Source organism: Frigoribacterium sp. CFBP9030, from assembly GCF_034045195.1.
GTDB lineage: Bacteria > Actinomycetota > Actinomycetes > Actinomycetales > Microbacteriaceae > Frigoribacterium.
Window position 1 is genome coordinate 209,198 of the sequence record NZ_JAXCWG010000004.1, and the last position, 24,394, is coordinate 233,591.

At 65.7% G+C, this 24,394-nt stretch carries 30 protein-coding genes; 9 read left to right on the plus strand and 21 right to left on the minus strand.

Going from position 1 to position 24,394, the window contains the following annotated elements:
* Positions 1–2 precede the first annotated feature (2 nt).
* Positions 3–662 (plus strand): SLATT domain-containing protein, encoded by a 660-nt coding sequence (locus SOM13_RS06760; RefSeq protein ID WP_320479179.1) that lies wholly within the window; start codon positions 3–5, stop codon positions 660–662.
* Positions 659–1,990 carry a nucleotide-binding domain-containing protein gene (locus SOM13_RS06765; protein ID WP_320479180.1) on the plus strand — a complete coding sequence of 444 codons (1,332 nt, stop codon included), beginning with the start codon at positions 659–661 and terminating at the stop codon, positions 1,988–1,990. The genes SOM13_RS06760 and SOM13_RS06765 overlap by 4 nt, the downstream gene beginning before the upstream one ends.
* Positions 1,991–2,238: 248 nt before the next feature.
* Here SOM13_RS06765 and SOM13_RS06770 read toward each other — a convergent pair whose 3' ends face one another.
* The 10 genes from SOM13_RS06770 to SOM13_RS06815 all read right to left on the minus strand — a co-directional run bounded on the left by SOM13_RS06770 (position 2,239) and on the right by SOM13_RS06815 (position 8,613).
* Complete coding sequence (locus tag SOM13_RS06770; protein ID WP_320479181.1) at positions 2,239–2,766, minus strand: hypothetical protein; 528 nt, start codon at positions 2,764–2,766, stop codon at positions 2,239–2,241.
* 1,537 nt (positions 2,767–4,303) lie between these two features.
* On the minus strand, positions 4,304–5,218 hold the full coding sequence (locus SOM13_RS06775) for a hypothetical protein (protein ID WP_320479182.1): 915 nt from the start codon (positions 5,216–5,218) through the stop codon (positions 4,304–4,306).
* Between the two features lie 163 nt (positions 5,219–5,381).
* Complete coding sequence (locus SOM13_RS06780; protein ID WP_320479183.1) at positions 5,382–5,825, minus strand: hypothetical protein; 444 nt, start codon at positions 5,823–5,825, stop codon at positions 5,382–5,384.
* Positions 5,826–6,299: 474 nt separating this feature from the next.
* Complete coding sequence (locus tag SOM13_RS06785; protein WP_320479184.1) at positions 6,300–6,626, minus strand: hypothetical protein; 327 nt, start codon at positions 6,624–6,626, stop codon at positions 6,300–6,302.
* 21 nt (positions 6,627–6,647) lie between these two features.
* Entirely contained in the window at positions 6,648–6,803 is a 156-nt protein-coding gene (locus SOM13_RS06790) for a hypothetical protein (RefSeq protein ID WP_320479185.1), read from the minus strand.
* A gap of 13 nt (positions 6,804–6,816) precedes the next feature.
* Positions 6,817–7,014, minus strand: coding sequence for a DUF4913 domain-containing protein (locus SOM13_RS06795; RefSeq protein WP_320479186.1), 198 nt, complete (start codon positions 7,012–7,014; stop codon positions 6,817–6,819).
* Positions 7,011–7,523, minus strand: coding sequence for a TraG/TraD/VirD4 family protein (locus tag SOM13_RS06800; protein ID WP_320479187.1), 513 nt, complete (start codon positions 7,521–7,523; stop codon positions 7,011–7,013). Before SOM13_RS06800 ends, SOM13_RS06795 begins: the two co-directional genes overlap by 4 nt.
* Positions 7,523–7,720 (minus strand): hypothetical protein, encoded by a 198-nt coding sequence (locus tag SOM13_RS06805; RefSeq protein ID WP_320479188.1) that lies wholly within the window; start codon positions 7,718–7,720, stop codon positions 7,523–7,525. The genes SOM13_RS06800 and SOM13_RS06805 overlap by 1 nt, the downstream gene beginning before the upstream one ends.
* 212 nt (positions 7,721–7,932) lie before the next feature.
* Positions 7,933–8,154, minus strand: a complete 222-nt coding sequence (locus SOM13_RS06810) for a hypothetical protein (RefSeq protein WP_320479189.1) — start codon at positions 8,152–8,154, stop codon at positions 7,933–7,935.
* 93 nt (positions 8,155–8,247) lie between these two features.
* Positions 8,248–8,613 (minus strand): helix-turn-helix domain-containing protein, encoded by a 366-nt coding sequence (locus tag SOM13_RS06815; RefSeq protein ID WP_320479190.1) that lies wholly within the window; start codon positions 8,611–8,613, stop codon positions 8,248–8,250.
* An 86-nt stretch (positions 8,614–8,699) separates the two neighbouring features.
* Between SOM13_RS06815 and SOM13_RS06820 the strand changes: the two genes are divergently transcribed.
* Positions 8,700–9,101, plus strand: coding sequence for a RidA family protein (locus SOM13_RS06820; protein WP_320479191.1), 402 nt, complete (start codon positions 8,700–8,702; stop codon positions 9,099–9,101).
* Between the two features lie 16 nt (positions 9,102–9,117).
* On the opposite strand, the gene SOM13_RS06825 is transcribed toward SOM13_RS06820, so the two are convergent.
* Together SOM13_RS06825 and SOM13_RS06830 are read right to left on the minus strand one after the other, a co-directional pair.
* Positions 9,118–9,363 (minus strand): hypothetical protein, encoded by a 246-nt coding sequence (locus SOM13_RS06825; RefSeq protein WP_320479192.1) that lies wholly within the window; start codon positions 9,361–9,363, stop codon positions 9,118–9,120.
* Between the two features lie 301 nt (positions 9,364–9,664).
* Positions 9,665–10,402: a hypothetical protein gene (locus SOM13_RS06830; RefSeq protein ID WP_320479193.1), complete on the minus strand. Its 738-nt coding sequence runs from the start codon at positions 10,400–10,402 to the stop codon at positions 9,665–9,667.
* Positions 10,403–10,761: 359 nt separating this feature from the next.
* Here SOM13_RS06830 and SOM13_RS06835 point away from each other — a divergent pair, with 359 nt between their 5' ends.
* The 3 genes from SOM13_RS06835 to SOM13_RS06845 all read left to right on the plus strand — a co-directional run bounded on the left by SOM13_RS06835 (position 10,762) and on the right by SOM13_RS06845 (position 12,994).
* Positions 10,762–11,313, plus strand: coding sequence for a hypothetical protein (locus SOM13_RS06835; protein WP_320479194.1), 552 nt, complete (start codon positions 10,762–10,764; stop codon positions 11,311–11,313).
* Between the two features lie 258 nt (positions 11,314–11,571).
* The gene (locus SOM13_RS06840; protein ID WP_320479195.1) at positions 11,572–12,075 is read left to right on the plus strand and encodes a hypothetical protein; all 504 of its coding nucleotides are present in this window, start codon (positions 11,572–11,574) and stop codon (positions 12,073–12,075) included.
* 91 nt (positions 12,076–12,166) lie between these two features.
* On the plus strand, positions 12,167–12,994 hold the full coding sequence (locus SOM13_RS06845; protein WP_320479196.1) for a DUF2268 domain-containing putative Zn-dependent protease: 828 nt from the start codon (positions 12,167–12,169) through the stop codon (positions 12,992–12,994).
* Between the two features lie 217 nt (positions 12,995–13,211).
* Here the strand turns inward: SOM13_RS06845 and SOM13_RS06850 are convergent, their stop codons facing one another.
* Positions 13,212–13,982 carry a DUF6998 domain-containing protein gene (locus SOM13_RS06850; protein WP_320479197.1) on the minus strand — a complete coding sequence of 257 codons (771 nt, stop codon included), beginning with the start codon at positions 13,980–13,982 and terminating at the stop codon, positions 13,212–13,214.
* Between the two features lie 112 nt (positions 13,983–14,094).
* Positions 14,095–14,610 (minus strand): PH domain-containing protein, encoded by a 516-nt coding sequence (locus tag SOM13_RS06855; protein WP_320479198.1) that lies wholly within the window; start codon positions 14,608–14,610, stop codon positions 14,095–14,097.
* Between the two features lie 531 nt (positions 14,611–15,141).
* On the opposite strand from SOM13_RS06855, the gene SOM13_RS06860 reads away from it, so the two are divergent.
* From SOM13_RS06860 to SOM13_RS06870, 3 genes are all read left to right on the plus strand, one after another.
* Positions 15,142–15,960 carry a hypothetical protein gene (locus SOM13_RS06860; protein WP_320479199.1) on the plus strand — a complete coding sequence of 273 codons (819 nt, stop codon included), beginning with the start codon at positions 15,142–15,144 and terminating at the stop codon, positions 15,958–15,960.
* Positions 15,961–16,257: 297 nt separating this feature from the next.
* Positions 16,258–16,527, plus strand: coding sequence for a hypothetical protein (locus SOM13_RS06865; protein WP_320479200.1), 270 nt, complete (start codon positions 16,258–16,260; stop codon positions 16,525–16,527).
* Positions 16,528–16,613: 86 nt separating this feature from the next.
* The gene (locus SOM13_RS06870; protein ID WP_320479201.1) at positions 16,614–17,669 is read left to right on the plus strand and encodes a zinc-dependent alcohol dehydrogenase; all 1,056 of its coding nucleotides are present in this window, start codon (positions 16,614–16,616) and stop codon (positions 17,667–17,669) included.
* Between the two features lie 219 nt (positions 17,670–17,888).
* Here SOM13_RS06870 and SOM13_RS06875 read toward each other — a convergent pair whose 3' ends face one another.
* The 7 genes from SOM13_RS06875 to SOM13_RS06905 all read right to left on the minus strand — a co-directional run bounded on the left by SOM13_RS06875 (position 17,889) and on the right by SOM13_RS06905 (position 24,238).
* Entirely contained in the window at positions 17,889–18,188 is a 300-nt protein-coding gene (locus SOM13_RS06875; RefSeq protein ID WP_320479202.1) for a hypothetical protein, read from the minus strand.
* A gap of 34 nt (positions 18,189–18,222) precedes the next feature.
* Entirely contained in the window at positions 18,223–18,843 is a 621-nt protein-coding gene (locus tag SOM13_RS06880) for a hypothetical protein (RefSeq protein ID WP_320479203.1), read from the minus strand.
* A gap of 141 nt (positions 18,844–18,984) precedes the next feature.
* Positions 18,985–19,296, minus strand: coding sequence for a Dabb family protein (locus SOM13_RS06885; RefSeq protein WP_320479204.1), 312 nt, complete (start codon positions 19,294–19,296; stop codon positions 18,985–18,987).
* 379 nt (positions 19,297–19,675) lie between these two features.
* On the minus strand, positions 19,676–20,962 hold the full coding sequence (locus SOM13_RS06890) for an MFS transporter (protein WP_320479205.1): 1,287 nt from the start codon (positions 20,960–20,962) through the stop codon (positions 19,676–19,678).
* Positions 20,959–22,227, minus strand: a complete 1,269-nt coding sequence (locus SOM13_RS06895) for a hypothetical protein (RefSeq protein WP_320479206.1) — start codon at positions 22,225–22,227, stop codon at positions 20,959–20,961. The genes SOM13_RS06890 and SOM13_RS06895 overlap by 4 nt, the downstream gene beginning before the upstream one ends.
* Complete coding sequence (locus tag SOM13_RS06900) at positions 22,224–23,351, minus strand: SagB/ThcOx family dehydrogenase (RefSeq protein ID WP_320479207.1); 1,128 nt, start codon at positions 23,349–23,351, stop codon at positions 22,224–22,226. Before SOM13_RS06900 ends, SOM13_RS06895 begins: the two co-directional genes overlap by 4 nt.
* Entirely contained in the window at positions 23,348–24,238 is an 891-nt protein-coding gene (locus SOM13_RS06905) for a hypothetical protein (RefSeq protein ID WP_320479208.1), read from the minus strand. The genes SOM13_RS06900 and SOM13_RS06905 overlap by 4 nt, the downstream gene beginning before the upstream one ends.
* Positions 24,239–24,394 lie beyond the last annotated feature (156 nt).

The following is a 24,394-nucleotide window of genomic DNA, read 5'->3' on the forward strand; positions in this document are numbered from 1 at the left end:
TTATGGCCAATCCACAGGAGCACTCGGTCCCTGAACCCAGCGACGAGAGCCCGTCTCCGACGCCGGACGAGTCGCGTGCGCTCATACTTGGGCAAGTTCGTGAGATTTATGGGCGGATGGCCTACACCCATAAAACACACGAAGTGCAAGCCGACATATTCGAGGCCAAGTCTCGGAGACACCGGGTCATCAAATTCGTTTTGGTGGCAGCGGGCTCTGGAACCTTTCTCGCCTCGTTGATTGGAGTGTTCCTCGAGCCGAAGTGGGCGTCGCTAGCCACCTCATTTGTAGCTCTCCTGGTGGCGGGGGCAAGCCTCGCCGACCGTACATTCCGCTATGGCGAGGAGACGCAGCAGCACCGAGACACTGCTGCGCGACTGTGGGACATCCGCGAGTCTTACCTTTCGCTGATTGTCGACCTGAAGGCACTCACGGTTTCGGTAGATGAGGCGGTGGAGCGAAGAGACGCACTTCAAGAAGCTGCCGGTGCCATCCTTCGTGACGCGCCGAGAACCGGCCCAAAGGCTTATCCCATCGCTCAGGACCGTCTAAAGAACCGCGAAGATCTGACGTTCACCAGAAGAGAGATTGACCTGCTACTTCCCGAAGCGTTGCGAGAGGATCACCCCCGGGTGGATGTGCGAGAAGAGAGTCAGCAATGACGCAAACCGGCGACATCTTTGAGACTCTGTTGACGAATCTGGCGGTGAACACCGCCGACAGCATTGCTGCCCGCCGAGACGAGATTACGAAAGCCCTAAACCAGGACTTCCGCGATCTTGATGGGTCTACCGGGCACAAACTGATGGTGGGTTCGTACGGCCGTGCAACAGCCATCAAGGGGATCTCAGACCTAGATCTTCTGTACATCTTGCCCACGGACCTCAAGAGCACCTACCGCACCGCCGGTGGCCCACTGAAGGTGTTGCGCCGCACGCGCAAAGCAATCGAGAAGCGCTACTCGGACACAACCGTCTACGTTGACCGACTCGTCGTGGTCGTCGAGTTCACCAACTTCACGTTCGAGGTCCAACCCGTCTTCGAGATCCAGCCTGCTTCTGAGGATGAGAACTATTCGTATGACTACCCGGATACCTATAGCGACTCTTGGAAACTCACCAAGCCCCGCGACGAAATCGCAGCCACAAGGGAAGAGAACACCGCAACGCAGGGCAACCTCCGCCGTCTTTGCAAGCTGACCAGAGCGTGGCGGAACAAGCACGGAGTCGTCTTGGGCGGACTTCTGATCGATACGTTGGCCTACAACTACCTCACCAGCACCGAGACCCATCGAGCCGCAACATTCGACCAACACGGCGAGATGATGCGGGACTTTCTTCGGTACCTTGCCGAGGAGGATGACCACGAGTACTACGCCGCACTTGGAAGTCGCCAACGGGTGAAGGTCAAGAAGGCATTCCAGAAGAAGGCAGCCGCAGGAGCCGACCTGTGCGACGAGGCCATTAGCGCCGCTGGCACACGAGGCGAGTACAAGAAGTGGCGAGCTGTGTTCGGGAAGGCCTCGCCCGCGGCACCCGCCGCGGAGGCAGTCTTGCAAGCGTCGGCAGCTCCAACGCCGACGTATACCGACACCGAAGAGTTCATCGAAGACCAGTACCCGGTCGACATCCGCAACTCGCTTAACCTCGCCTGTATTGTCAATCAAGACGGGTTCCGACCACTAACTTTGGCGCGATACCTCATGGAGCATCACCGGCTGCCACCAAAGAAAATTCTGCGATTCTCCGTTCAAAGCACTGACGTTCCTCTGCCTTATGAGGTGCGATGGAAGGTCCTGAACCGCGGGCCTGAGGCCGAGCGCCGAAACAAAATTCGAGGCGAGATAACTAAGGGAAATTACGCAGGTGGCGCAGAACGACGAGAGCCCACTGAGTTCCGAGGCGACCACTACGTCGAGTGCTACTTGATCCGCCGTGGCGTCGTAGTCGCGCGCGCTCATCTGGACGTACTGATCGAGTCAAACAATTAGCAGCAGTCGAGTCAGAACAGAGGCGACCGCACCCCGCTGCGATGGTGAACCCAAGTGGCAGCGTCGAGCAGCATTGCTGGGCCCCCAAGCTCGCTTGGGTCACGGATATGGGGCCGGGTGCCCGTTAGGCGGTCGTCCATTTGGACACCTTCGCGAGCTGCCAACGGCCGGCTAAGGCTACGTAGCGCCCGGCCTGCGGATTCGCGTATGCCTGTCCCGCAAAATGCTTGGTGATGGGGGTCTAAGTGCTACAGGCGTCCGATGCTCATCGGTACGCCCGCGTCTCGACCTCGGGGCAAAATGTCGCAGCACAGCGCGACGGCCTTAGAGCACCCGAACTCGATGACGATCAGTGCACGTCGATCATGGCTTGTGGCAATTTGCAAGGAGCAGGCCTGGAGCGCCGCAAAGTCATCGTTCATCGCGGTCTCCAGTCGCGCAACGTTGGCAGGACTTGTGTCGTCCCACCTGACTGCGTTAACGAAGGGAAATATGATGACGCCCGCTAATGCAATAAAAACCGACAAGACAACGATCGCGGCTGAACGGAACGACGACTTGTTCTTTGCGTCGTTTTCTTGTACGCGCACACGCAGCTCATGCAGAATGCGAGTGCGGTCATCCTTGGACTGCAGGAGGTACTCGCTGACCTGTGCGCTAAAGTCGTCTGGTTTATCAACGAGTTTGAAGACCGCATCCTTATGAATCGTAGGGCTGTCTCGGTCAGAAGTATCGTCCTTCTTTGGCTGCGCAGCTGTATATTTTCGGCATTTCATCCCCGGTGATGTTGTGATCGGGGCTATCTCGTGGAAAAGCTTAGGGGCCAGCAGGACCCGCAACCGGCTATGCCGTAGGCACTTTGGCTTGCAGGTGGCCTAAGGGCGACCGGCTATTGGTAATGATCGATCCTGGAGCGGCGACACCTCCGACGCTCGCGGGGTGGGGCCGACGCGCCGTGTCGAAAGTCTGCCCTGAAACAGATTTATCCCGAAACATCTACTGTACGTTTTCGGGCCAACTGGTAAACTGGAAGTCTCGCGAGGGATTAAATCATGGTGCAAGCAGCAAGGGCTCAGCGCGTCAGTGAGTCCGCCCAAGTGGCCTCCGCCGACGTTGGCGTATACGAGGCCTCACGGGGCCGACTCCATGCCGACGGCGCCGCGAAGGAGAGCGCTGCGAACATCCACGAGCAGAAGACTGGACGGGCTGCAGGGTCGTCCGTGACCGCGGTGCCGGTCACGGCGGCTGGGTGGGCTAGCAAGACCGCGTCGTCGAGCTACCCGCACGACGCCAGTGCGACGCTGACCCAGTCGCGGAAGGGCGCCTCGCCCCGGGCCCGCGTGAACCGTGGGGGAAGCGCGCAGAAGGAACGCGTTCAGGACCTTGGGCGTTGACCGTTGAGTGACACCAAGGCCGCAACGACCCCAGACCGAGCCGGGTACACCCGCGGGCGCTCCTGGCTGTACGCCCTCGCGGGGCTGGTCCTGGGTGTGATCGTCGGGAGGATTATCCCGCCTCCATATCCGGATGGCCAATGGTGGTCCAACTTCCTCACCTCCCCTGGCTTCGGTGGAAGTGTCGCGGCCCTCGTCGCGGGTACCGCGGCGACTATCGCCTGGCACAACTCAGCCAGTGATCGCCGACAAAAGCAGTCCACCGACGACTCGACCCGATGGTGGGACCGGTTTACCTGGGCCGCTGAGAAGGCGATCAGCAAGAACCCGGGAGAATCGGAGCTGGGTTTGTCAGTCTTGACAGAACTCCTAGACGCACCGTGGGTCAGGGACGAAGATAATGAGATGGCGCTCGTCGTTTCAAACGTGATCGCGGCGGGCGTGAGCAACGAACCTGAGGTGACCGAGAACTCGGCACCAGCAGGGAAGCGAAAGAGGTGGTGTCGATGAGTGGTTATAGCGAACAGTCCCAGCGTCTTGCTCGCGCCCTCGCGGAGAAGGCGGCGGACAACCTTCGGAGATCCGGACACACGGTCACCCGCAGCGCCGAAACCGGCCGATACACCGTCGAGTCTGGTGCTAGCGACGCGATCGGTATGAGCGGGGGGGGCCGCGGCGCGCGACACATCGTGCCGAACGACGGCGGGGGCTGGAAGTCCACCGGCGGTAGGCAGCGTTAGGGGCGAGGCCGAATCAGACGAAGGCCCACAAGCCGACGTGCCGCTGGTACAGATGAGGAGAGCCACCCAACGGGGTGGCTCTCCTCGTGTGGCCGCATGTCAGTTGAGAGTCGCTACCAGGGTGTCAGAGACGAAGGTGCCCAAGACTGTTGCGAACACCCTCGACCCATGACATTGCTCTATGCCGCGCGTGCTCGGACCTGGTTGGGCTCGAGTCGGCTTGCGACGAACAACGTGAACTGACGAAGAAGGTCTTCCTCGTTCTCAAAGGCCTGCAGCGTCAACCGCAAGTTCGTGTTTCGGCCTCGCTCAAGCCCAGGTCGGCCGACGAGCTTGTCCTTGGGTGTCTTGAGAAGCTTTCCGTCGTCGGTCACGACAGCGCCGGCCAGTTGTGCGAACGAGAGAGCACTGGTTTCGAAGAAGCGCGTCGCCGACATGAGGAGTGTTTTCCGAACCCAGGAGTCGGGTACCAGGACGAGTGCCTTGCCGTTCGCCACAGGGAGAGTGAACTCTTCGATATCCCACTCTAGCGCGGCTGCATTCCACACCTGCTTCTTGAACGTCTTGATCTCATGAGGTGCCGTCGAGAGCTCGGGGTACTGAAGAAGCATGTCTTCGGTGAAACGAGCTAGTGCGCCGAAGATGAGCCTTGTCGTGATGTCCGAGGTGATGTCGCGGTCGACTCCGTGTACGAAGAGCGGGAGATACTCGAGGTGACGCAGGATGCCTACTCGGACAAGGGCTTCGGCATCTGAGGTCAACGTGTCCAAGATCCAGGTCCCGACGTCATGTGCGCCTCCGTGGCCGGCGAAGCCGGACGTGGCGAGTCCGAGTCGCGTTTCCCAGGGCTCCGCAAACTGCTGAAGCAACGTCTCAGCCCGCTGCAAGCTTTCGGGCGAGCCCTCAAAAACGCAGGCCGTGACTTCTCGAAGGAAGCTGTCCATGCACTCGACGGCCTCGCTAGCGTACGGCTCAGCAGGCTGGCTCAGGCGAACGGCGTGAGGATCGACGAAGAAGCAGTTGTCGACGTTCACTTGGACGTTCTTGAACGGCACCGGACGGTTGATCGCGTAGAACTCGGTGATGCTGGGCACAAGGCCTCCTTCGGGTAATACCCGAGGGGGCGAAGCGAAAGACGCTGGGTGCGCCTCTGCTTCCTTCGCCGCTACGCTAGTGATGGCTGACTAAGTCATCTCTGCGCCCTCGGGCCAGGTGCGGCCCGAGATCGCCTAGGAACGATCTCGGGCCGTAAGTCTTTTAAGGGCTTGAGTGCCCGTCTGTCTCGGTCTCGTCATCCGTACTCTTCGGAGCAGCTCGGCGACGGTTGTTGGACGCCTTCGACCCAGGCTTGCTGATGTCGATGACCAGCAGGTCATCCTCGAGCGACGGAGTCCAGCGGTAGGCTTCCGAGGTGTCGAGTCCGATGAACTGGGTGAACAAGGAGCCGGCGATCAGCCATGGCCCACGCTCGACGTTGGTCGCCACCTGAGGTCGAACCGGGTAGGCGTTCTGGTTGGTGAGCGCAGAGGGCCGTAAGCCGATGACGCGCCGATCGCCGTCCCAAAGGAGCTCGACGCCCTCCGGCTTGTTGAGCTGTTCGAATGCGGCTCGGTTGATCGAGATGAGACCGCGCCGCTGGATCGTCACCGACGGCGTCGTCGGCTGGGGCGCGCTGCCCTTCTCGTAGACCTGGAAGCCCATGGTGTCTCCTCGCTGGTGTTTTATCAGAGCGTACAGCAGAGAGTGCATCAGGGAAGGCGTTGGCGATGAAGTTCGTCAGAAATTTCTGCCACGCAGCTGTCCGGCTTCTGGTCGCATCGGTTCGGGCGTCACGGGGTCCTCCGGATCTCGCTGTTCAGCGGCTCTAAGAACTTGCTCTGGGCGCGCACAAATTCAGATCGCCATTCTGGGGGGAACCATGCCTGACCGCGTCGAGCAAGCGACGACGTATCGTCCCTGCGTCGCTCTCGCGCCGTGAAGGACATCAGGTCGCACTTGAACAATGTCGAGGGTATGTCCGGCGATCTGTGGAAGGCGATGAGACAGCCGGTCGAGTGCCTCTCGCAGTGCAGGGGGGTTGCGACTACGTGCCTGCCCCCGGAGTCGTTAGCGCCGACGGACTGGCAACAGAAGAGCCACCCCGCGGGGTGGCTCTTCTCGTTTCCTATGGACTCGTCAAGGAGCGCTGGTTGTCCGGCCGTCGTCAACGGTTGCCGACCCGCTGGGTGCGGGGCGAGGGCTCTCAGTGATGGGTCGAATGGACGAGGCGAATCGTTGCCACGCCAGCGCGACCGTGCCGGCAGTCACGATGCCGGCGAGGAGTGTTCCCGCGACTAGGAGCCAGACCTGCGAGACGCAGATCAAGTCGATCGCTGCCACCGACTGAGTGGCCCCCATGTACGCGAGGAGCGCTACGGCAGCGGCGACACCGACCCAGATGAGTCCGATGAAGGCGTGGACGAGACGGATGCCCAGGGTGGCGCTGAGGTAGTAAGAGCTCACGAGGTGTCCTTTCAGGAGAAGTCAGAGGGAGGCGTAGAACTCGGCGTCTGGTGTTCCAGATGGCCACGGTTGAGGCAGCTGGCGGCCGCCGAGGTCTTCGGCCTTCCAGAAGGGGCCCTCGGGGGAGGTGATCACGTTCATGGCGGGGTCGAGGTGGTCGCGGAAGATGACGGCCATGCCGGTCGTCCACCTAGAGGCGGAAGTGCTTCCAGGAGCGCCAAAGCGCCTCTAGGCGGTCGACGACCTCGACGTACTCGAACCACTGCGGGTCCCACCGGTGCACTTTAGGGTTGCGGGCGTAGCGCGGCAGCAGCCACTCATCGACCCACTCGACGACGTTCTCGTAGAACGTCTTCAGCTGCTCAACCTCTTCGACCTCGTCGCTCATCGGTTCACTTCGATCGTCGAAGCGCGGCCCTCTTTGACGGCCAGGCCCTCGTAGTAGGTCCTGCTCTGGGCGACGTGTTCGGCGAACTCGCCAGTCGAGTAGTGGTCGAGCTTGACGAGTGCCGCCGGTATGCCCGAGGCGAGCATGACGGCGCGGCCGCGCGGCATGGCCGTGAGATCCGCGACATCGAAGATCCACTCACGCTGCAGGCTGGTCGTGACGCCGCGTCCCTTGCTTTGCGTCGACGAGCACCGCTTGGTGACGTCGTGGTCACCGATCAGGCTCGAGAGGAACGAGAGGGACTTGTCTTCTGCTAGGCCGGCACCCGCGACGCGGATGTTGGCGGACGACCAGAGCTTCGACAGGCCGTTCCCGCCGTATGCCTCGACGCCCTGCGCCCAGAACTGTAAGAACGCGGACATGAAGATGCCCCGCGAGCCGTAGTGCGAGAACACGTCCGGCAGATCACGCCACCGGAAGACGTTCGCTGCCTCGTTCAGGACGGCCACTAGAGGCGTCCGCCGACTTGACGGGCACCGACACGCTCTGCGGCCATCAGGATGACCGTGGTGAGCGCCCCGGTGATCGCACGGGCCGAGCCGCCATCCTCATTCGCAATCAGGTTGATGGTGTCGGTCGAGCGAACGAAGGTCTCCGGGTCGAAGTGAGGCCGCTTGATGCCGTCATCGATGATCCAGGGCAGCACCTTGTCGCTGCCGAGTACTCCGTTCCAGGGCCGGATCGTCCCGTAGACGCCGTCGCGCTACTTCTCGGTCGTCGTCTGAGTGCTGCGGAGCGCCTCGCCCTGGTCGAACTGACCATGCAGGGCGAGGATCTCGGCCGGGTCGAGGGCGCCGACCGTGAAGTCCGGCTCGGGGTTGTCCGCTCACCGGAACACCTCGAAGATCGACAGATCCCTCAGCGTCGCCGGAGGAGGATTCGCGACTGCGTCTCCTTGCTGGCGGACTCGCAGTACGCGTCCTGCTTAGCCTCGGCGGCGGTGATGAGGAACTCTGCCATCTTCTCGGCCAGCTCCATGTCGGTCACGAACGTCAGCGGGGTCGACCACCAGGACGAAGCCTCACGGATGATGTCCTCTGCGTCTCGGTCAAAGGTGATGCTCCCCTTGGTGTGCGTCATCCGCGAGGTCGACTCCTGTGGCGCTTGTCCGGGGTGGGAAATAGGAGCCCGCAGACTCACGTTGCCTTAGGGAGCCGACCCGCGCCTCCTGGGCTAGGGGGTTTCGGGGGCGTCGTAGGTGGTTCGGGCGGCGGTTATGGCGGGGAGGCTGGTCGTGGTCCAGCGGTAGAGGGCGTCGATGAGGGTCTGGACGGAGTGGGCCAGCGGGGTGAGGCGGTACTCGACGGCCACGGGGCGGGTGGTGAGGACGGCGCGCTCGACCATTCCGTTGCGCTCGAGACGGCGGAGGGTCGTCGTGAGCGACTTGGGGGAGACGTCGGGCACGGCACGCCTCAGGTCGTTGAAACGACGCGGACCCTCGCAGAGCTCGTCGATGATCTGCAGCGACCAGCGGTCGAGGAGCTCGCCCAGCAGCTCACGGTGCTCGGGGGTGATGACTGCGGCATCGGTGTCGTGCATGCCACTTAGTTTCGTTGAAGTGCCCTGGGGTCGTCCCGTAGACAGTCCTGCGACGGCCTCCAGCGCGGCGGCCTCGAGAGGATGACATGACCGTTCAGCTCAGCAGCCCGGCGGGGATGCTCGCCCCCGCCCCGTACCACCACGTCTCGGTCGCCACCGGGTCTCGATTCGTCGAGGTCGCGGGGCAGGTGGCTCATGGGGCGGACGGGGTTCCGGCGGATCTCACGGGGCAGGTGGCCCTGGCGCTGCGGAACACCGCGGTGGGGCTGGCCGGGGCGGGCGCGTCGTTCGCGGACGTGACTCGGCTGCGGTTCTTCGTCACCGAATGGTCGGTGGATCAGATGGACTCGTTCATGGCCGGGGTGCTCGCCGTGGCGGGGGAGTTGGGGATCCCGTCGCCGATGCCTCCGGCGTCGCTGATCGGGGTGGAGATCCTGTTCGAGCCGGGGGTTCGGGTGGAGGTGGAGGCTTCGGCTGTTGTGGGTTGAGGAGGGTCTGCTCGGCCTATTTCCACCGTCGGCGCCACCGCACCGCCCACGTCGCCGTGACGAGCATCGTCACACCCAAGATGTAGCCCAAGGTGATCCAGAGCCAGCCCGGCAAGGCGATGCTTCGGCCCGACGACCACTCGGCAAGATCGTTGGGAGTGCTGGTCGCCCAGTCGACGGTGTTGTAGAAGATGAAGGCCGCACCAGCGACGTAAGAAGCGACGATCGCCCAGAGAGCCGGCTTGCGTGTGGGCGTCACCATGGGGGCGAGGTTAGTACTGGACGTCAGTTAGGCGTCCAGCCCTGCCGGGGTGGCGGCGGTCGGAGGGCGGTGCGACGACAGCCAACGGCCTAAGGACTGGGTGGTGAGGACGGATCCGCCCGAACATTCCGTGGCGCTCGAGACGGCGAAGGGGGCTGCTGGAGCTTCTGGAAGCAGCACCGGAGCTGATCATCGGGCGCTCCTCCCTGAGTGTGGCTGTAGGGGAGACCGAACCGCCGTATTCACATCGAGCATTCGATGGCGATGATCAGGGAGGGGCGACCGCCTCAGGGCCGGGAGCTCAGCAGTCGCTCTTGATCTCGTTCGGTCCCTGGATCGACTCGATGACACCCTTCTCGCTGTAGACCGAGGCGCCGTACGGTCGGTAGTCGCCGCTGTCGACCTGGGGGTTCCTGACGAGGTCGTAGACGATGGACAGCAGCTCCTGATCGGGCGCCGTCGCGAAGTCGTCCTTCACAGTGGCGTCGAGGGCCTCGTCGAGAGGAGCGACGGAGTCTCCGACGGCCTCGCCGGTCAGGGTCTCGATGCGCACAGAGCGCCCGTCGGTCGTCGCCACCGCCGTCTCGTTCGTCCCGAAGCTGAGCGTCCCGTCGTCGGTGTGGAGGTCGGGCGTCCCGATCCGGGTCGCGTCGCCCCATGACCAGGCCGTCTGGGCTCGAACGCAGCTCGACGCCTCGAGGTCGCTCGGACGGGGCTCTCCCAGCACGTCGGTCAGAGTCGACACGGCATCGTCGAGAGGCGTGCCGACGAGGGCGATCGAGGCGACCTCGGAATCGGCTGCGCGAAGAGACAGCTGCGTGGCGGAGACCACGATCGTGTCGACCGAGGCCAGAGCGTCCGCGCCCTGCTCGGGAGCCGCGGCGGCGCTCGTCGACGGCGCAGGAGTCTGCGAAGTCGAGGCTGAGGCGGAGGGCGACGAGGTGGGCGCCGCTGAATCGGTCGTCGTGCACCCTGCCAGCACGGCCATGACAGACACGGACACGGCTGCTGCTGCCGTCATTCCCCAAGGACTTCTCATGATTCGACCGTAACGCCATCGCTCGGCCTCCGAGCTGTCTCGGGCCGGATCTCCGTCGCTAGACGACCTGTGTCATCCTCCCGGACGACACCGGTCGTGCAACGACTCGCCAGCGTGGACGAGTCGGGGCATGGAGGTCAGCACACGAGTACACGTAAACGATGACCTTCGGCGACATCCCGCTGGACCCGGTCGATTTCGGCTTCTTGGGCACAGCCTCGGGTCGGCGATGCGGTCTCCTGCGCCCGACCGACGGTCACGGTGGTGGTTCTAGGCTGGGATCAGAGCCCGAGACGCCGTTGTCAGGGCCATCGACACGGGAAGCCTCCTGTGTCGGTGACGAGCACGAGGGGGACACCGTGACCGATCTGCAGCGAGACGATCGACTTCGTGGAGGCGTGACCGGCGCCTCCTCGGCTGGGCACACCGCCGAGCAGGCCGCAGACTCCCTCGAGCCGAGACCGCCCATGACAGGCCAACAGCTCAGCGCGACCCCGTACGTGGCCGCGATCGCGCTCTCACCGATCGTGACGTGCGTACTCGTGGTGGTCGCACTCCGACGGTCAGTCGAGCTGCTCACCCCGGGTAGTACGGGCGTCGGGCAGGGGGAGTACGTGCTCGTCCTCACCGTCAGCTTCGCCATCGGAATCGGACTCGTCGTCCTTTCGTGGCTCGACCGTCGGACGCTGCAAGCTCGAGGCGTCGAGCGGCCTTTCCACTGGGCCTGGTCGATCGTCAGCCTGCTGATCTACCTGATCGGGCGCAGCATCGTGTTGCAGCGTCGCGTCGGAGGCAGTGCCGCACCGCTCTGGCTCTTCCTCGGGCTGTCAGTCTGCGGCGGAGCCATCGCGATCATCATCGGCATCTCATCGGGGGTCGCCACCATGGATCGCCAGCCTCTCGATCTCTAGCCGCCCGCACCGCAGTCGCACCTGGCTGAGGCGCACCCGAACGTGTCCACGTCGGGCTGGAAGCACGACGGCTGGACGACGGGGACATGAGGGTGGATACCGGACTCGCCGCGTGAGCGTGAGCCGGCGTTCGCTGCGATGATGTGGGTGGGGTGCAGCGGGGACTGCTGGGCGGGGTGTCGGGGTCTGCGGGACTGGGCCGCCGGCGCGCGAGCCGCAGAGGTGTCGTGTGCGCCGTCACCGTGATGGAGGAGGAACGTGTCGAAGCCCAAGCGGCCACCGAAGCCGATCGAGCCGCTGACTGCTCGGCAGAAGCGCGACCTCAAGACGATGGGGATCTTCCTGCTCGTGGTCGTCGGGGGCATGGGCCTCTTCTTCGTGGCGATGCTCATCTGGAACGAACCCGACTTCCCCCAAGAGATCGCCGAATCGACACCCCACAGCATCTTCGAGACCGACGACGGCCGCCCGGGATCGTGGGAGTACCTCGATGAGAACCTCGAAGCCCACCCTCTCGGCGAATGCGTGCGGATCGACGGGTGGCGCAATCAGAGGCCCTTCCAATGCACCTCGGCCGACGAATCACACGTCTTCACCTTCCGGGACCCGGGCGGACATACCGGCGGCGGCTTCCAGGACGAGGCCCTGACCGTCGACGGCCGAGACGTACCCATCGAGTGCACCCTCGAGAACGACTGGGACGCCCTCATCTACTGCGCGCCCCTGTCGGCGATACCGTCGCCCGAAGCTCGGGCGCGGTGAGGGGCGTGAGCCGCTGACCCGCGCCTCCTCGGCTGGGGATCCGTTCCAACGAGACCGGCGGGCGGTGGACGGGCCGTGATGTGATGAGGGCATGTCCGACCGATCGACGGTGCCCGATTACCTCGCCCTGCTGAGACACGAGGCGGGGGTGGCCCGCGCGGCCGCGTGGGTCGACGAGTACGAGGCGGCGCATCCGGATGTGTTCTCGGTCTACTACTCGGCGTGGGGCGACCGATCGGCTCGCGGTGAGGCTGCGGCGCTCGTCGAGACGCAGGCGGATGTCGTCCGACGCCGCGAGACCGCTACGTCTCTCGCCGTGCACGCCGTGGCCCGGCGACTGCGGGAGCTGGGCCTGATCGACGACGAGATCCCGCTCGTCATGCTCGTCGGAGGGCGCAGTGCGAACGGGTGGGTCGCGAACTTCGACGGCGCCCCCACGCTGTTCATCGCACTCGAGTACCTCGACGATTCGCCGGGCGACACCGCCCTGGTCGCCCATGAGGCGTCGCATGTCGTTCACGCTCGCCTCAACCCGACCTTCGACACCGAGACCCTGACGGGACGACTCGTCGCAGAGGGCGTCGCCGTGGTCATGTCTCGACTGCTGGTGCCCGACGCGTCCGAGTCTCAGACGTTCTGGTTCGACGGGACGCACGCCGATTGGGTCGAAGGGTGCCGTCGGGCGCGACACCGCATCGGGGAGGTCGTCCGAGATGCGCGATCGGGGGACTCGGCGGCGCGTGAGTCGCTCTTCTCCATGCGGCCGGCGGACGGCGTCCCGCCTCGGGCCGGTTACTGGGTCGCCGAGCAGATCGTTCTAGAGCATGCGGCGACTGCGGCCTCTGTGCGGGACGTGATGCTGTGGACGGAGGATGAGGCCGAGGGATTCGTGGACCGGGGGCTCACCAGCATCCTCTAGCGGGCGATTTATCGTCGATGCCCGCACCAAGATCGTACCTACGAGTGGCCCGTGCGGCACTTACGACGGGGTTGGGTGTATTCGCGGACCCGCAGCATGACGAGCGAGGGGTCGCTCGCTTCTCCAGCGGACGGCTCGGCTTCAGAGGCCGCGAGGATCTGGCCGGCGGGGGTCGACACACGCCAGCCATGTCAAAGTCGGTTCCGATCCCCGCAGGTCAGCGAGTTTGGCTGAGCATCGCACCCCAGGCCGCGTCGAAGTCGGCTGTTCGGTCGCGCCCGCGGGCCTTTGACGAGCGCACCTGGGCGACAGTGACGACCGTGCCGTTGGTGTGCTTCTTGTAGGACCCATGCTCGCGCACCTCGACCGGAGTCCATTCCCGTGCCGCGATGACTCTGCCAGCTTCATTGTCGATCACGATAAAGGCACATGTGTCGAAATCGAATGACCGGACTGGCGAGAAGACGGCACCGCTCGCCATTCCCGGTCGAATAAGTCGGACTTTGACCTGCACCTTGCGACCCTCGACCGAGGTCAAGTCGTAGGACTTCTCTGAATTGGGCGCCAGGAGTCCGTCATAGACCATCGCCGCGCAGTACTCGGCGAGGTCGCCGACGGGAGCGTTGTTAGTCCGGACCAGGTTTCGGGCGCGTAGTTCTAGCAGCACTTGGGAGTAAGTGTCGAGTAACTCCCCAACGCTTAGTCGCGCGAGTGGCATCGCGTCCGGCGGCGTGGCACCAGCCATTCCCTCTGAACTTAGGAATGGCGGGGACGTCGGTTCCGTCGTCTCGAGGTGCTCCGGCGAGTGAATGGACCGGGTCTCTCCGAACCGTGCGGTCAGAATCGCGACTTGCTCACCGGTCAGACTCCACGGCTGACCCTTCTCGATCGGATGCCGCCAGCCTCGCTCTCGCATCCAGCGACGCATCTCCTTCTGGTCGGCACCGATCTGCGCAGCTAGCTCTGGAACGGATCGCGTGTCACTCATGCTCGAACCGTAATGGCCTCCTGGTCAACCATGTCACTGGGGATGCTTCTTTCTAGTCGCACGGCACTGAGGGTCGAACTCGGGGACGGAGTCGCGCGAGCCTGACTGCGAATCAGAGGCGCGCGAGAAGTTCCGCCTTCTTGATCTCGAAATCATCGGGGGTGATGACGCCCGCATCCCTCAATCCCCCTAGCTGCTTGAGCAACTCGATGACATCGAGGGCAGGTGCAGACCCGGTAGGCGCTGTATTCATCGACTCGCCAGTGCGATGTTTGGAGTTCATAGCTTCCTTGACGACATCGATGAATGCAGCGAAGTCGGTTGCAGGCTGCAGCCATTTCACCTGGACGGCATTTCCAGATGCATGGAAGGCAATGTGATGGCCCATCATCGACTTGCCGTGCTCAAAAGACGAGATGTTACCGAACGGGAACGACTCCAGCTCGAATCCACCTAGTTTCTTCGCGTAGAAGACCACGCGTCGATCTGTCGCGATCAACACGCCATTCCTGACGCTGTCTGAGCCCATGACCTTGGTTTCGTACGCTCCCATGACGGCAGCGCGAACCTCCTCGCCTTGCTCAAGGTGCGGTGCTGCTTGTTCGAGAAGCTTGTCGGCTTTGCCCATTTTGACTCCCATGCCTTGAGCCCCTTGGGCTTCGATAAACTTATCGTGCAAACACCAGGACAAGCTCTCGAGGTGAGACCTCGGAGGACTGCCCTCAGTCAGATGGAATTGTCATGCCGGCGTGGGCGCGCGGATGGCGAATGAGCGAGACGATGAGCGAACATGCCCGAACTGGGGCTATGAGAGGTGAGGATCGCTCCTAGGCTTGATGGGTGTCACTGAACTCACCACCACGCAGCAAGACGCGCGGCATCCAGACTGGGCGCGCGTTCTTCCAGATTCCGGCTGTCTGAACGCGTGGGCATCTACATACGCGAGGGCATCAGAACGGGGCCGTTCCGCTTCGTTGCCCGCAAGACCGCAGTTGGCGTCAGCACAGTTTTGCCGGGTTCTGGCACAGGAGCGGCGCCACGTGCCAACTACGTGACGATGAACGCCGAGGGCCTGACGTATCGGACCACACGTGCCCGGGCGGAGCGGTCGAGGCGACCCGCGCCTCCTCGGGGGTCGACTGCGCCGGCGCAGGTCGAGATGAAGGACGTCACCGGGGCCACCATCCACGAGCTCGTGCCGACGGGGCGGGGTGACATCGTCGAGCAGCTCAACAGCGCCGCCGGTCACCGGTCGTGGCTCTGGGTCATCGCCGCACTGGTCTTCGTGGCAGGGCTCGTGCTCGCGCCGTGGGGATGGGCGCTCTCGGCTGCCGCGGCGGCGGCGCTCGTGTTCTTCCTGCTGCGGGACCAGGTCAAGAGCCGCGTGGTCGTCTTCTATGAAGTGGACGGAGTGGACGAGCGCTGGTTCGAGTCGCTGATCGATACGACGAAGATCGCCGCCGGCTCGCAGAGGATCTGGCGCGTGCTCGAGTCGGGGCAGGTCGTGACCACCCGCCAACACAAGACCAACGCCGGCGCCGCGAATCTGATCAATCGAATCGTGGCGGGCGTGAGCTTCGACGCTCCGCGTCATCTCGCGACCAACATCACGGTGCCGACCATCACGGCAGGCAGCACGAGCCTGCACTTCCTCCCCGACCGGATACTCGTCAAAGACGGCCGGCACTACGCCGACGTCGCATACGGCGACCTCTTCAGTGGAGCCACGACCACACGCTTCATCGAGGCGGCCGGGGCGGCGCCCCGCGACGCGCAGAAGGTCGACCGGACGTGGCAGTACGTCAACGTCAAAGGCGGACCCGACCGTCGCTACTCGAACAACCCCGAGCGCTCGGTCATGCTCTACGGGCAGCTGGAGATGTCGTCGCAGGGCGGGCTGTATTGGAAGATGCAGACCTCTGCGACGCACGTGGCTGCTCAGCTGAACGCGGCGCTGCGGGCGGCGCCGCGGCACTGATCTGGGCCTCGAGTCACGGGTCACGGGCCACGGGCCACGGGCCACGGGGTGACCTTATCGACGGATCACCCGACCCGTGACCCCAGCGGGGCCGGTCGCGGTGACCACGATCCGCTCACACCGAACTCCGTCGCCCGGGGGAGATCGCTGAGCATCTGGTCCAACGGGTCGCATCGCTCGTGGGGCGTGTTCTACCGTCTTCGGAGTGAGCCGAACGCCAGACGGATGCCACCGCGGAGGACGCAGAACGATGACCTGTGACGAGACGGGCACCCGCAGTCACCCGGGGCGTCGGTCATGACGAACTGGCTGCGGGCGCTCGCTCCCGTCGCCCTGACGGCCATCGCCCTGGTCGTCTTCTTCACCGGCGACAGCACCGTGGGGATGCTCCTGATCGTGGCCGCACTGGGCTCCGCCTTCTCGACCGGCACGCGCCTCCTGGGACACCCGTCGACAGGCCACGCACAAGAGGTCGACGCCACCGCGATCCGGGCCTATCGCCGATCCCACCCGGGCACCACCATCAGCGAGGCCGTCCGGGCCGTGGGGGAGGATGGTCGACCGTGACCACCCGGACGGGGCGATGTCTCGTCGGCCCGACCCGCGCCTCCTGGGTAGGGCGACAGGTGTCGGCTAGGGATAGCGTGATGGGCATGACTGAGCTGCCTGCCCGCACACGTTTCGCCACCGTCGACGCCGAGCGGTCGGTCGCCTTCGCCGACGCCGAGCTCGAGGCTCCGGGGGAGCGGCAGGCCGTCGTGCGGATCCGGTACACGGGCGTGTGCGCGACCGACACTCACGGGTGGGCGTCGGGCGGGCTGATCCCTCCGGCGGTGTTCGGCCACGAATGGACCGGCACCGTGGTCGCCGCCGGCCCCGGCGTCACCACCGTCGCCGTGGGAGACCGCGTCGTCGCCAGCGTCGGCCCGCCCTGCGGCAGCTGCGCCATGTGCCGCGCCGGACACCCCGACCACTGCGACACCGCCTTCGCCGAAGCCAACGGCGTCTCGGACGGCGCCCCCTCGCACGGCGCCTTCGCCGAGCACGTCACCGTCGACGAACGCCGCGTGCAGCGCGCCCTCGACGGCCTCACCGACAAGCAGCTCGGACTCGTCGAACCCACCGCCGTCACGTTCCACGCCGTCCGCCGCGCCGGCCAGCGCCTCGGCGACGTCGTCGTGATCCAGGGCGCCGGCCCGATCGGCCTGCTCACCGCGCAGCACGCCCGCCACTCGGGTGCCGGAGCCGTCGTGATCGTCGAGCCGATGGAGGCGCGGCGCGAGACCGCCCGCCGGCTCGGCTTCACCGACGTCCACGAGCCGGGCGCCGCATTCGAGTCGCGCGTGCTCGCGCTCACCGACGGCCTCGGCGCCGACGTGCTCTACGAATGCACGGGCGCAGCACCCCTCTTCCAGTCGAGCGCCGAGCTGGTCCGCCGCGGAGGCACCCTCGCCCTGCTCGGCTACCCGATGACCACCTCGGAGGTCTCGTACGGCGACTGGCAGAGCCGCGAGCTCACCGTCGTCGGCAGCCTCGCGTACACGCACTCGGACTTCGTCGGCGCGATGCGGGCGCTCGCGGACGGGTCGGTGGATGCGGGGCCGCTGATCACGGGGACGGTCGGGCTCGACGAGCTGCCGGGGCTGCTGGCGGAGCTCGATGGCGGGAAGACCCGGCACGCGAAGGTGCTGGTCGCGCCGAACGGGTGACGTCGTCATCGAGGTGACTCATTGCGGGGGGTGAGGTGGGTTGGGGGCGCGTTTCGGGGCATGTGGATCGCCTCGGGGGGCGACCCGCGCCTCCTCGGCTGGGGGTCGGGGCGTCGAGGGGTCACGACTCGCCGCGGTGGGGCGTGGGAGTGCGGCGTGTCGTGACTCCTCGAGGGATGACGCGCGACTCCCGCACTCGCGCGGGCGCCGGTCATCCCATCAGGACTCGAGGAGGCGCCACTCGCGGGCGAACTCGGCGACGCTCTTGGTCTCGAGGTCGTTCCGCACCGTGGCGAGGAGCTGATCGGCCTCCTCGAGCGTGCCCGCCCCGGTGCGGAGGACCTCGCGGCCCGTGTCGCGTCGCGTCACGACCAGGTCGATGCCCCCGGTCGCCGCGGCCCCGTCTCCCGTCAGCAGGCCTCCGATCAACCCGGCGACCAGACGACGCGCCCGCCCGCGCGCGGGGTCCCGCTGCTGATCGAGCCGCGCGTCGAGAGCGGCGCTCGCGGGCTCGGTCACGATCGACCCACCCCGGCGTCGGGGCGTCGAGGAGTCACGACACGCCGCGGGGGTGGTCGGGCACGCGGCGTGTGTCGACTCCTCGAGGAGGAGACCCGCCGGCGGCGTCGAGCAGGGCGGCGAGGGCCTCGTCTCGCGTGGGGAAGCGGCCGTAGTCGACCTCACGGGGTGTGGTGGCCGTCCAGTCCCCGACGCGCGAGCACAGGAGGACGCCGATGTGGTCGGTGAGGAACCCGTGCTCGTCGGTGGCGGGGGAGGTGAACACGTCGTAGAACGTCGGGCCGTTGTCGTTCTCGAGCCAGTCGGCGTTCGGGCGGAGCAGGGTCCCGCGGAGACCCGCCTCGAGGGCACCGCCTCGCTCGGCGAACGACTCGGCTCGTCGGTCGACCCCGCGTCTGAGTCGCCAGAAGTCGAGCCATCGGCCCGCTCGTGCTCGCGTGAGCGCGTCCTTCAGGGCAGCGGACTCGAACGCGTAGAGGCTCGTCCCACCCCAGACCGCGGCTCGCTCGTCGGTCGCCCAGACGCGGTAGCCGACGTAGTCGTCGCCGGTCACGACGACCGTGTCCATCACGTTGCTGTGGTCCTCGAAGATCTTCAGGCGCAGCTTCTCGGCGTCGCGCAGCGCGACGAGTTCTTCTCGCGTCAGGTCTGGCATTCGTGGTCCCCCGGAGCGGGCGGCGGTGGACGCCGCGCCCCTCCCATCCTGTCAGGCCGACGAGGCGGCGCGCGGGGTCATGCACCCGTGGGGGAGGCGCGACCTGCGCCTCCTGGGCTGGGGCACCGCGGGTCGACGACGCTACGCCGCGATGTCGAACACGACCACCCGCGCCGACGCGTCGCGCAGGTACGCCGACACCGGCTGATGCGACGGGTGCGGCAGATAGCCGTCGAGCGCGGCCCGGTCGCGGAACCGCACGACGAGCATCCACTCGAACCCGGCCTCGAGCTGCTCGCCGCCGACGCTCTCGCCGCTCGACACGGAGAGGACGCCGTCGATGCGGGGGAGGTGCTGGCGCGAGAGGCGCGTCGCCTGCTCGGCCACATCGGTCGGGGCTCCGTCGGCCCACTCGACCAGGACCACGTGCACCAGCTCGTCCGTCACGGTCATGCGCGCATCCTCACGTCGGCGACGCCGCCGACCGCGACGTCTGGTCGATCCTGGCACGCGGGGCGGGCCACGACGCCGGGTTGTGGACATGACGCCGGGTTTGAGGCTGGCGTCGTGTCCATCTCCTGGCGCGGTGGCGGGCGGGCGGCGCCAGCCCGCCACGAGTTCGACACGCCGCCACGCGCTCCGGTGGCGGGGTGTCGAGTCGGTGGCGGGTAGAGCGAGTCGGGCTCGGTGCTCCTCAGCCGCCGCCGCCTGACCGCGTCGAGTAGGCACGACTCGCCGCGGGGAGTGGGGGAGGCGCGGCGTGTCTTGACTCCTGGTCGGGGCGGAAATAGGGGAGGTGCGGGTCCGGGGGACGCGACCCGCGCCTCCTCGGCTAGGCGTCGGTCGGCAGCGCCCGGAAGGCTCGCAACGCGGGGCTCGACAGGCAGATCAGGGCGCAGACGACGAAGCCGGCGCTCCCGATCGCGACGGACGCCTGCAGCCCGAGGAGGCCCGCGACGGCACCCCCCGCGAGGGCCCCCACCGGGTCGACGCCCCACGACACGAAGCGAGCCGTGCCGGCGACCTTCGACAGATGCTGAGCGGGGAAGAGCGCCTGACGCATCGTTCGACCGATGATCAGGTTGATGACGATGCAGATCTCGAAGACGGCGAAGACGACGGACACGATGACGGCCGCGGGCACACCCGATGTCAGCCCGGCGAGGGGCAGCGCGAGGCCGGCCACGGCGATGAGGCCGAATGAGGCGGTGAGGGTCTTGCCCAGCCCCGCGGCTCGCGTGACGCGATCTGCGAACACCGAGCCGACGATGCCCACGACGACCGGGAGGACGAAGACGAGGCCGAGGAGCGCCGGGGACATGTCGAGGATCTGCAGGGCGTAGACCGCGAAGACGGCGAGGATCCAGGAGTCGAAGAAGTTGTAGACGGTCGCCGCCAGGAGCACGACACGCTGCGGGGCCTGCCTCCAGATGAGGCGGAAGCCCAGCGCGATCTCGGCGAGATGCTCGCGGAGGATGCCTCTTTGCGAGGTCGCGGCCTCGTCGACGTCGGGGCGGCGCCCCAGAGGCAGCCCGACGAGCATGATCGAGCTGAACAGATACGTGGCCGCGTTGATCGCCACGATGAACGGCGCGCCGAGCGCGGACAGGAGCGCACCGGCTCCTGCGGGCCCGGCGGACTCCGTCACGGACAGGCCGCCCTCGATCCAGGAATTCGCGCGGACGAGACTCCTCGCGGGCACCACCGCCGGGATGGCTGCCGCCATGGCGCTCTCGTACAGCAGGGTGAGCGCCCCGACGACGAACAGGACGAGCGCGAGGATCGGCCAGGTCAGGCTCCCGGCCAGCAGGAGGACCAGCACCAGGACGAACGCCGCCAGGCGACCGATGTTGCAGAGGTGCAGCAGGAGCGTCCTGTCGGCGCGGTCGGCCACGACGCCTGCCGAGAGCGCGACGAACAAGGGGGCGGCGAGACCCGCCGCCACGACCCAGCTGACCTGGACCGCCGAGAGACCCAGCACCGTCACGCCGATCACGGGGACGATGAACGTGATCATCGAGGAGCCCGTGTTCGACACGAAGTCGCCGATCCAGAGTCGGAAGAAGCCCGTGCCGCGGAGAGGGGCGGTGGGGCGTGGGGGGTCTGCCGTCGTCGTCATCGCTTTCGCCTTTCTCCGTCACATCCGTCTTTTTCGAGGACGTACCCGCCCATCCGGGTGATCGAACCTGCCGCCCTTTGCTGATCCTCAGGGAGATCTCGCAGCCTCGTCGCGAACCAGGCGGCTACCCGTGAGACGTCGGCGGGAGCGGCCCGGCCGTAGACCACGGTCGCGTAGTCGGCGTATTCGGTGGCTAGCAACTGCGAGCTGTCGTGTTCGACCGGTCCGGGCGACCGCCCGACCAGGGCGTTCGTCAGGGGCTCGTGCCTCGTATAACCCAACGCCGAGTGCATGTCCGTGAACCTGCTCATGACGCTACGGGTGTAGATGATGCCCTTGGGGGCGTGCTCTGCCGCGGTGACCTCACGAGCCAACCCCATCCCTCGGAAGGCCGGATGCACGACAAGTCTCTGCCCCAGGGTGAGTCGCCGATTCATCTCGGCGAATTGCTCCAGGTCTTCGGCCCAGGCGCGCGGGTAGGGCGCGCAATACAGATGAGCGGCGACCGGCTCTCCGTCAAACGTCGCGGTGACCACAGAGATCTCGCGGGCATCGGCGGCGAAGTCGAGGGTCGGGTAGTAGTGGAATCGCTCGAGGTCGAGGTAGTCCTTTAAGGTTCCTTGACTGACGTGGATACGAGTCGTGAGTTCCCAAGCCTCACCAGGCGTGCGTGTCTCCACGCGCGGCGCCGAATTCGCCCCCACATGCACGAGCAGGTCGGGGTCGAGCGCATTCGCCAGGTCGTCATGGGCTGTCGCGACGACGAGGTCGATCCCCCGACCTCTGCAGATCCTCTGCACGTTGTGGGCAACGATTGCGGCCGACGTTCTGTCGACAGTGGAGAGAAACTCGTCGATCATGATCCGATCGGCGCCGGAATGGATGGCGGCGGCGACCCTCGCCCGGAATCGCTGACCGTCCGACAGCCACGGCGTCTTACGAATGAGGACCTGCGCGTCGCCGAGGCCGAAGCGTGCCAGGAACGCGATGCGCTCGCCGAGGCTCCCGGAGAAGTGGTCTATGAGGGCTAAATCGCCTGCCAGCTCGGGGAGGACGGTCCATGTCGGGTCGTGGGCGAGTGTGGCCCTGAGGAAGGCGGATTTGCCGCATCCGCTCGGGCCGGTGATGTAGGTAATGCCCGAGGTGACGCGCACGTCGATGTGCCGCTCGTTGCTCCACACGTGGTCGGTGTTCTCGAAGAAGGCAGAGACGACCTGATCCACCGACGATTCGCTGCTGCCTCCGTGTGGCTCGACGCGGGTCACTGCTTCGCCATTTTCGCCAGTATGGACATGTCTGAGTCGAGGTACTCCTCGTAAAGGGAGATGTCTCCGTCTACGAAGCCCATGCTCACGCTTGACAGGACTATCTCCCTACCGGGCTGCAAGCCCAGTGCGGACTCCATGTCTTCAGCGTGAATGGCGTTCGACGTGACAGCCCCGAGACCGACGTCGGCCGCCGCCAAGAGCGCGTTCTGCGCCATGTGACCGGCTTGGAGCAGGAGTGCATTGAATCCCGAGGCCGCGTCGTACTTCCACGCTGTCCGGCTTGCGTTCCCCACCAGGACGACGACGGCGCCCGCCCTTCCGGCCCACCTCTGATTGCCGAGGAGGTGCTCCGTGGCTAGCGTGCGCTGGTCGCCGAGGCGCTCAAGCGCTTCCGAGCGGGGCCGGTAGCGATAGGCCCCGGTCTCGAGGCCCTCGACGTCAGCAACCAGCACGTAGCAATCGATGCCATTCAGGCCACCCGGGCTGGGGGCGAACATGAGCGGCAGAGGCGGGCGGTATGCCGGTCTCTGGAAACCCTGGATTCCGGCGGTCACCCAGAGCACGGATGACAGCTGCTCGGCCGAGACGGGGACGGGGAGGAAGTCGCGGCGGCTTCTCCTTCGGGCCAGAGACGCGACCAGTGCCTCGCTGACGCGAGGCGCTGGCAAGGGGATCTCGTCGGCGCTGGGCGGGGTCTCCGGTGCGAGGTCGTCGGCGGCGTGTCGGCGAAGAGCCTTGCCGAACGTGAAAGCCTCGGTCCTGTCGTCGCTGAAGCTCAGGCTCCTTGTCACAAGGTGGTGACCCGCCGTGGTCTCACCGAATGGCCAGCCACGCGAGAACGCCGACTCGAACTGGTCGGCCGGGGTTCCCTCCTCCACGAGGAATCCTTCCGAAAGCAGTGCCTGCAGGACCACGTCGGACCGGGCTGTGTCACCCGTGGCGTCATGAAGGAGCTCGACTACGGTCGCGCGATCGGTCCACTCCCCAAGGCCTCTGAGGACCTGCCACAGCGAGCCAGGAATCTTCCTCGTCGACCCCACGCGCGGGTTAGCCCCGACGACCTCGTCCTCACGTAGTCGGAAGGTCACCGTCGCTGAGCGCTTCAGCTTCTGGTCTGTCACGATTCCTCCATTCGGATGGCGGCCCAGTCGATCTCGGCTCGTCTCGTCACGATGCATTGTTCGTCCTTCACGCGGGGCCCCGCGGCGATGGTCGTATGGGCTTGCAGGAGCATGGAGAAGTCCGCACCGTCCCCGAAGAGGGTGTCGAGCAGGTCGATCCTGAGGGTGGATGGTTCGACATCTCCGGCCAGGTAGGCGGAGTAGGGCAGGGCCCTGGCGACGGAGGCTGTCAAGCCGAGCCGAGTGAGGACGCCCCCGGCCACCTTGTCGTTTGGATAGAAGTCCGCATAGGTGAGGGCCAGGAGCTCAGGTGAACGGCCATCGGGTTGTGGCGAGGAAGGTGGCAGGGCCGCCGGTGACGGCACTACGTACGCACCCTTGGTGATCTCAGCCAACTGTCGGAGATCGAGGAGCGATGCGACACGCTGACGGAAATCGCTCTCCCCTGGAGCTGAGCGCAAACCCATGATGATGGCCACTCGTGCGTTGACCGCGGTGGATGCCGCCTGCGGGTATCCACCGAGGATGCGGGTCAGGTCCAGGGCGCCGTCGACCAGTAACTCCAGACCTTCGCGTGGGCTGTTTGTCGCCAGTAGTTCGAGCGAGCGGAACTCGCTCTCGTCACCCTCGTCTCGGCGTGCAAGCTCGAGGAGACGACCCCCCTCACGGACGTCGCGGATGGCGAACCGACCGGAGGTGTGCCTCTCCGTCGAGAGACGGATGCAAGGAGTGAGGGAGAAGAGAGCCGACGCCAGAAGTTCCCTCAAGGCGCGTGTTGCCATCGTGGTACGCAGAATCACCGCACGCTGAACGATGTCGGCCTGGAAGGTCGCAGCTGAACCCAGGAACGAAACACCTCGGGTGACTGTGGCGAACAACTCGGTCACGGATACAGGCTGCCCGTCCGTCCACCGGACTCGATCACTCGGCGTCAATGTGAATACGTCTTCGTCCTGCTGTTCGAGGACCGCAGCACTGTCCGTCAGTCCGCCGTCCGAACGAAGGTCTTGTAGTCGCGCGTGAACAGCTGAGGTCGTGAAGGA

Coding starts and splice junctions, on each gene's coding strand:
- SOM13_RS06760 (WP_320479179.1), top strand. CDS start 3: ATGGCCAATCCACAGGAGCACTCGGTCCCTGAACCCAGCGACGAGAGC.
- SOM13_RS06765 (WP_320479180.1), top strand. CDS start 659: ATGACGCAAACCGGCGACATCTTTGAGACTCTGTTGACGAATCTGGCG.
- SOM13_RS06770 (WP_320479181.1), bottom strand. CDS start 2,766: ATGAAATGCCGAAAATATACAGCTGCGCAGCCAAAGAAGGACGATACT.
- SOM13_RS06780 (WP_320479183.1), bottom strand. CDS start 5,825: ATGGGCTTCCAGGTCTACGAGAAGGGCAGCGCGCCCCAGCCGACGACG.
- SOM13_RS06790 (WP_320479185.1), bottom strand. CDS start 6,803: ATGGCCGTCATCTTCCGCGACCACCTCGACCCCGCCATGAACGTGATC.
- SOM13_RS06795 (WP_320479186.1), bottom strand. CDS start 7,014: ATGAGCGACGAGGTCGAAGAGGTTGAGCAGCTGAAGACGTTCTACGAG.
- SOM13_RS06810 (WP_320479189.1), bottom strand. CDS start 8,154: ATGACGCACACCAAGGGGAGCATCACCTTTGACCGAGACGCAGAGGAC.
- SOM13_RS06815 (WP_320479190.1), bottom strand. CDS start 8,613: ATGCACGACACCGATGCCGCAGTCATCACCCCCGAGCACCGTGAGCTG.
- SOM13_RS06820 (WP_320479191.1), top strand. CDS start 8,700: ATGACCGTTCAGCTCAGCAGCCCGGCGGGGATGCTCGCCCCCGCCCCG.
- SOM13_RS06825 (WP_320479192.1), bottom strand. CDS start 9,363: ATGGTGACGCCCACACGCAAGCCGGCTCTCTGGGCGATCGTCGCTTCT.
- SOM13_RS06830 (WP_320479193.1), bottom strand. CDS start 10,402: ATGAGAAGTCCTTGGGGAATGACGGCAGCAGCAGCCGTGTCCGTGTCT.
- SOM13_RS06845 (WP_320479196.1), top strand. CDS start 12,167: ATGTCCGACCGATCGACGGTGCCCGATTACCTCGCCCTGCTGAGACAC.
- SOM13_RS06850 (WP_320479197.1), bottom strand. CDS start 13,982: ATGAGTGACACGCGATCCGTTCCAGAGCTAGCTGCGCAGATCGGTGCC.
- SOM13_RS06855 (WP_320479198.1), bottom strand. CDS start 14,610: ATGGGCAAAGCCGACAAGCTTCTCGAACAAGCAGCACCGCACCTTGAG.
- SOM13_RS06860 (WP_320479199.1), top strand. CDS start 15,142: ATGAAGGACGTCACCGGGGCCACCATCCACGAGCTCGTGCCGACGGGG.
- SOM13_RS06865 (WP_320479200.1), top strand. CDS start 16,258: ATGACGAACTGGCTGCGGGCGCTCGCTCCCGTCGCCCTGACGGCCATC.
- SOM13_RS06870 (WP_320479201.1), top strand. CDS start 16,614: ATGACTGAGCTGCCTGCCCGCACACGTTTCGCCACCGTCGACGCCGAG.
- SOM13_RS06880 (WP_320479203.1), bottom strand. CDS start 18,843: ATGCCAGACCTGACGCGAGAAGAACTCGTCGCGCTGCGCGACGCCGAG.
- SOM13_RS06885 (WP_320479204.1), bottom strand. CDS start 19,296: ATGACCGTGACGGACGAGCTGGTGCACGTGGTCCTGGTCGAGTGGGCC.
- SOM13_RS06890 (WP_320479205.1), bottom strand. CDS start 20,962: ATGACGACGACGGCAGACCCCCCACGCCCCACCGCCCCTCTCCGCGGC.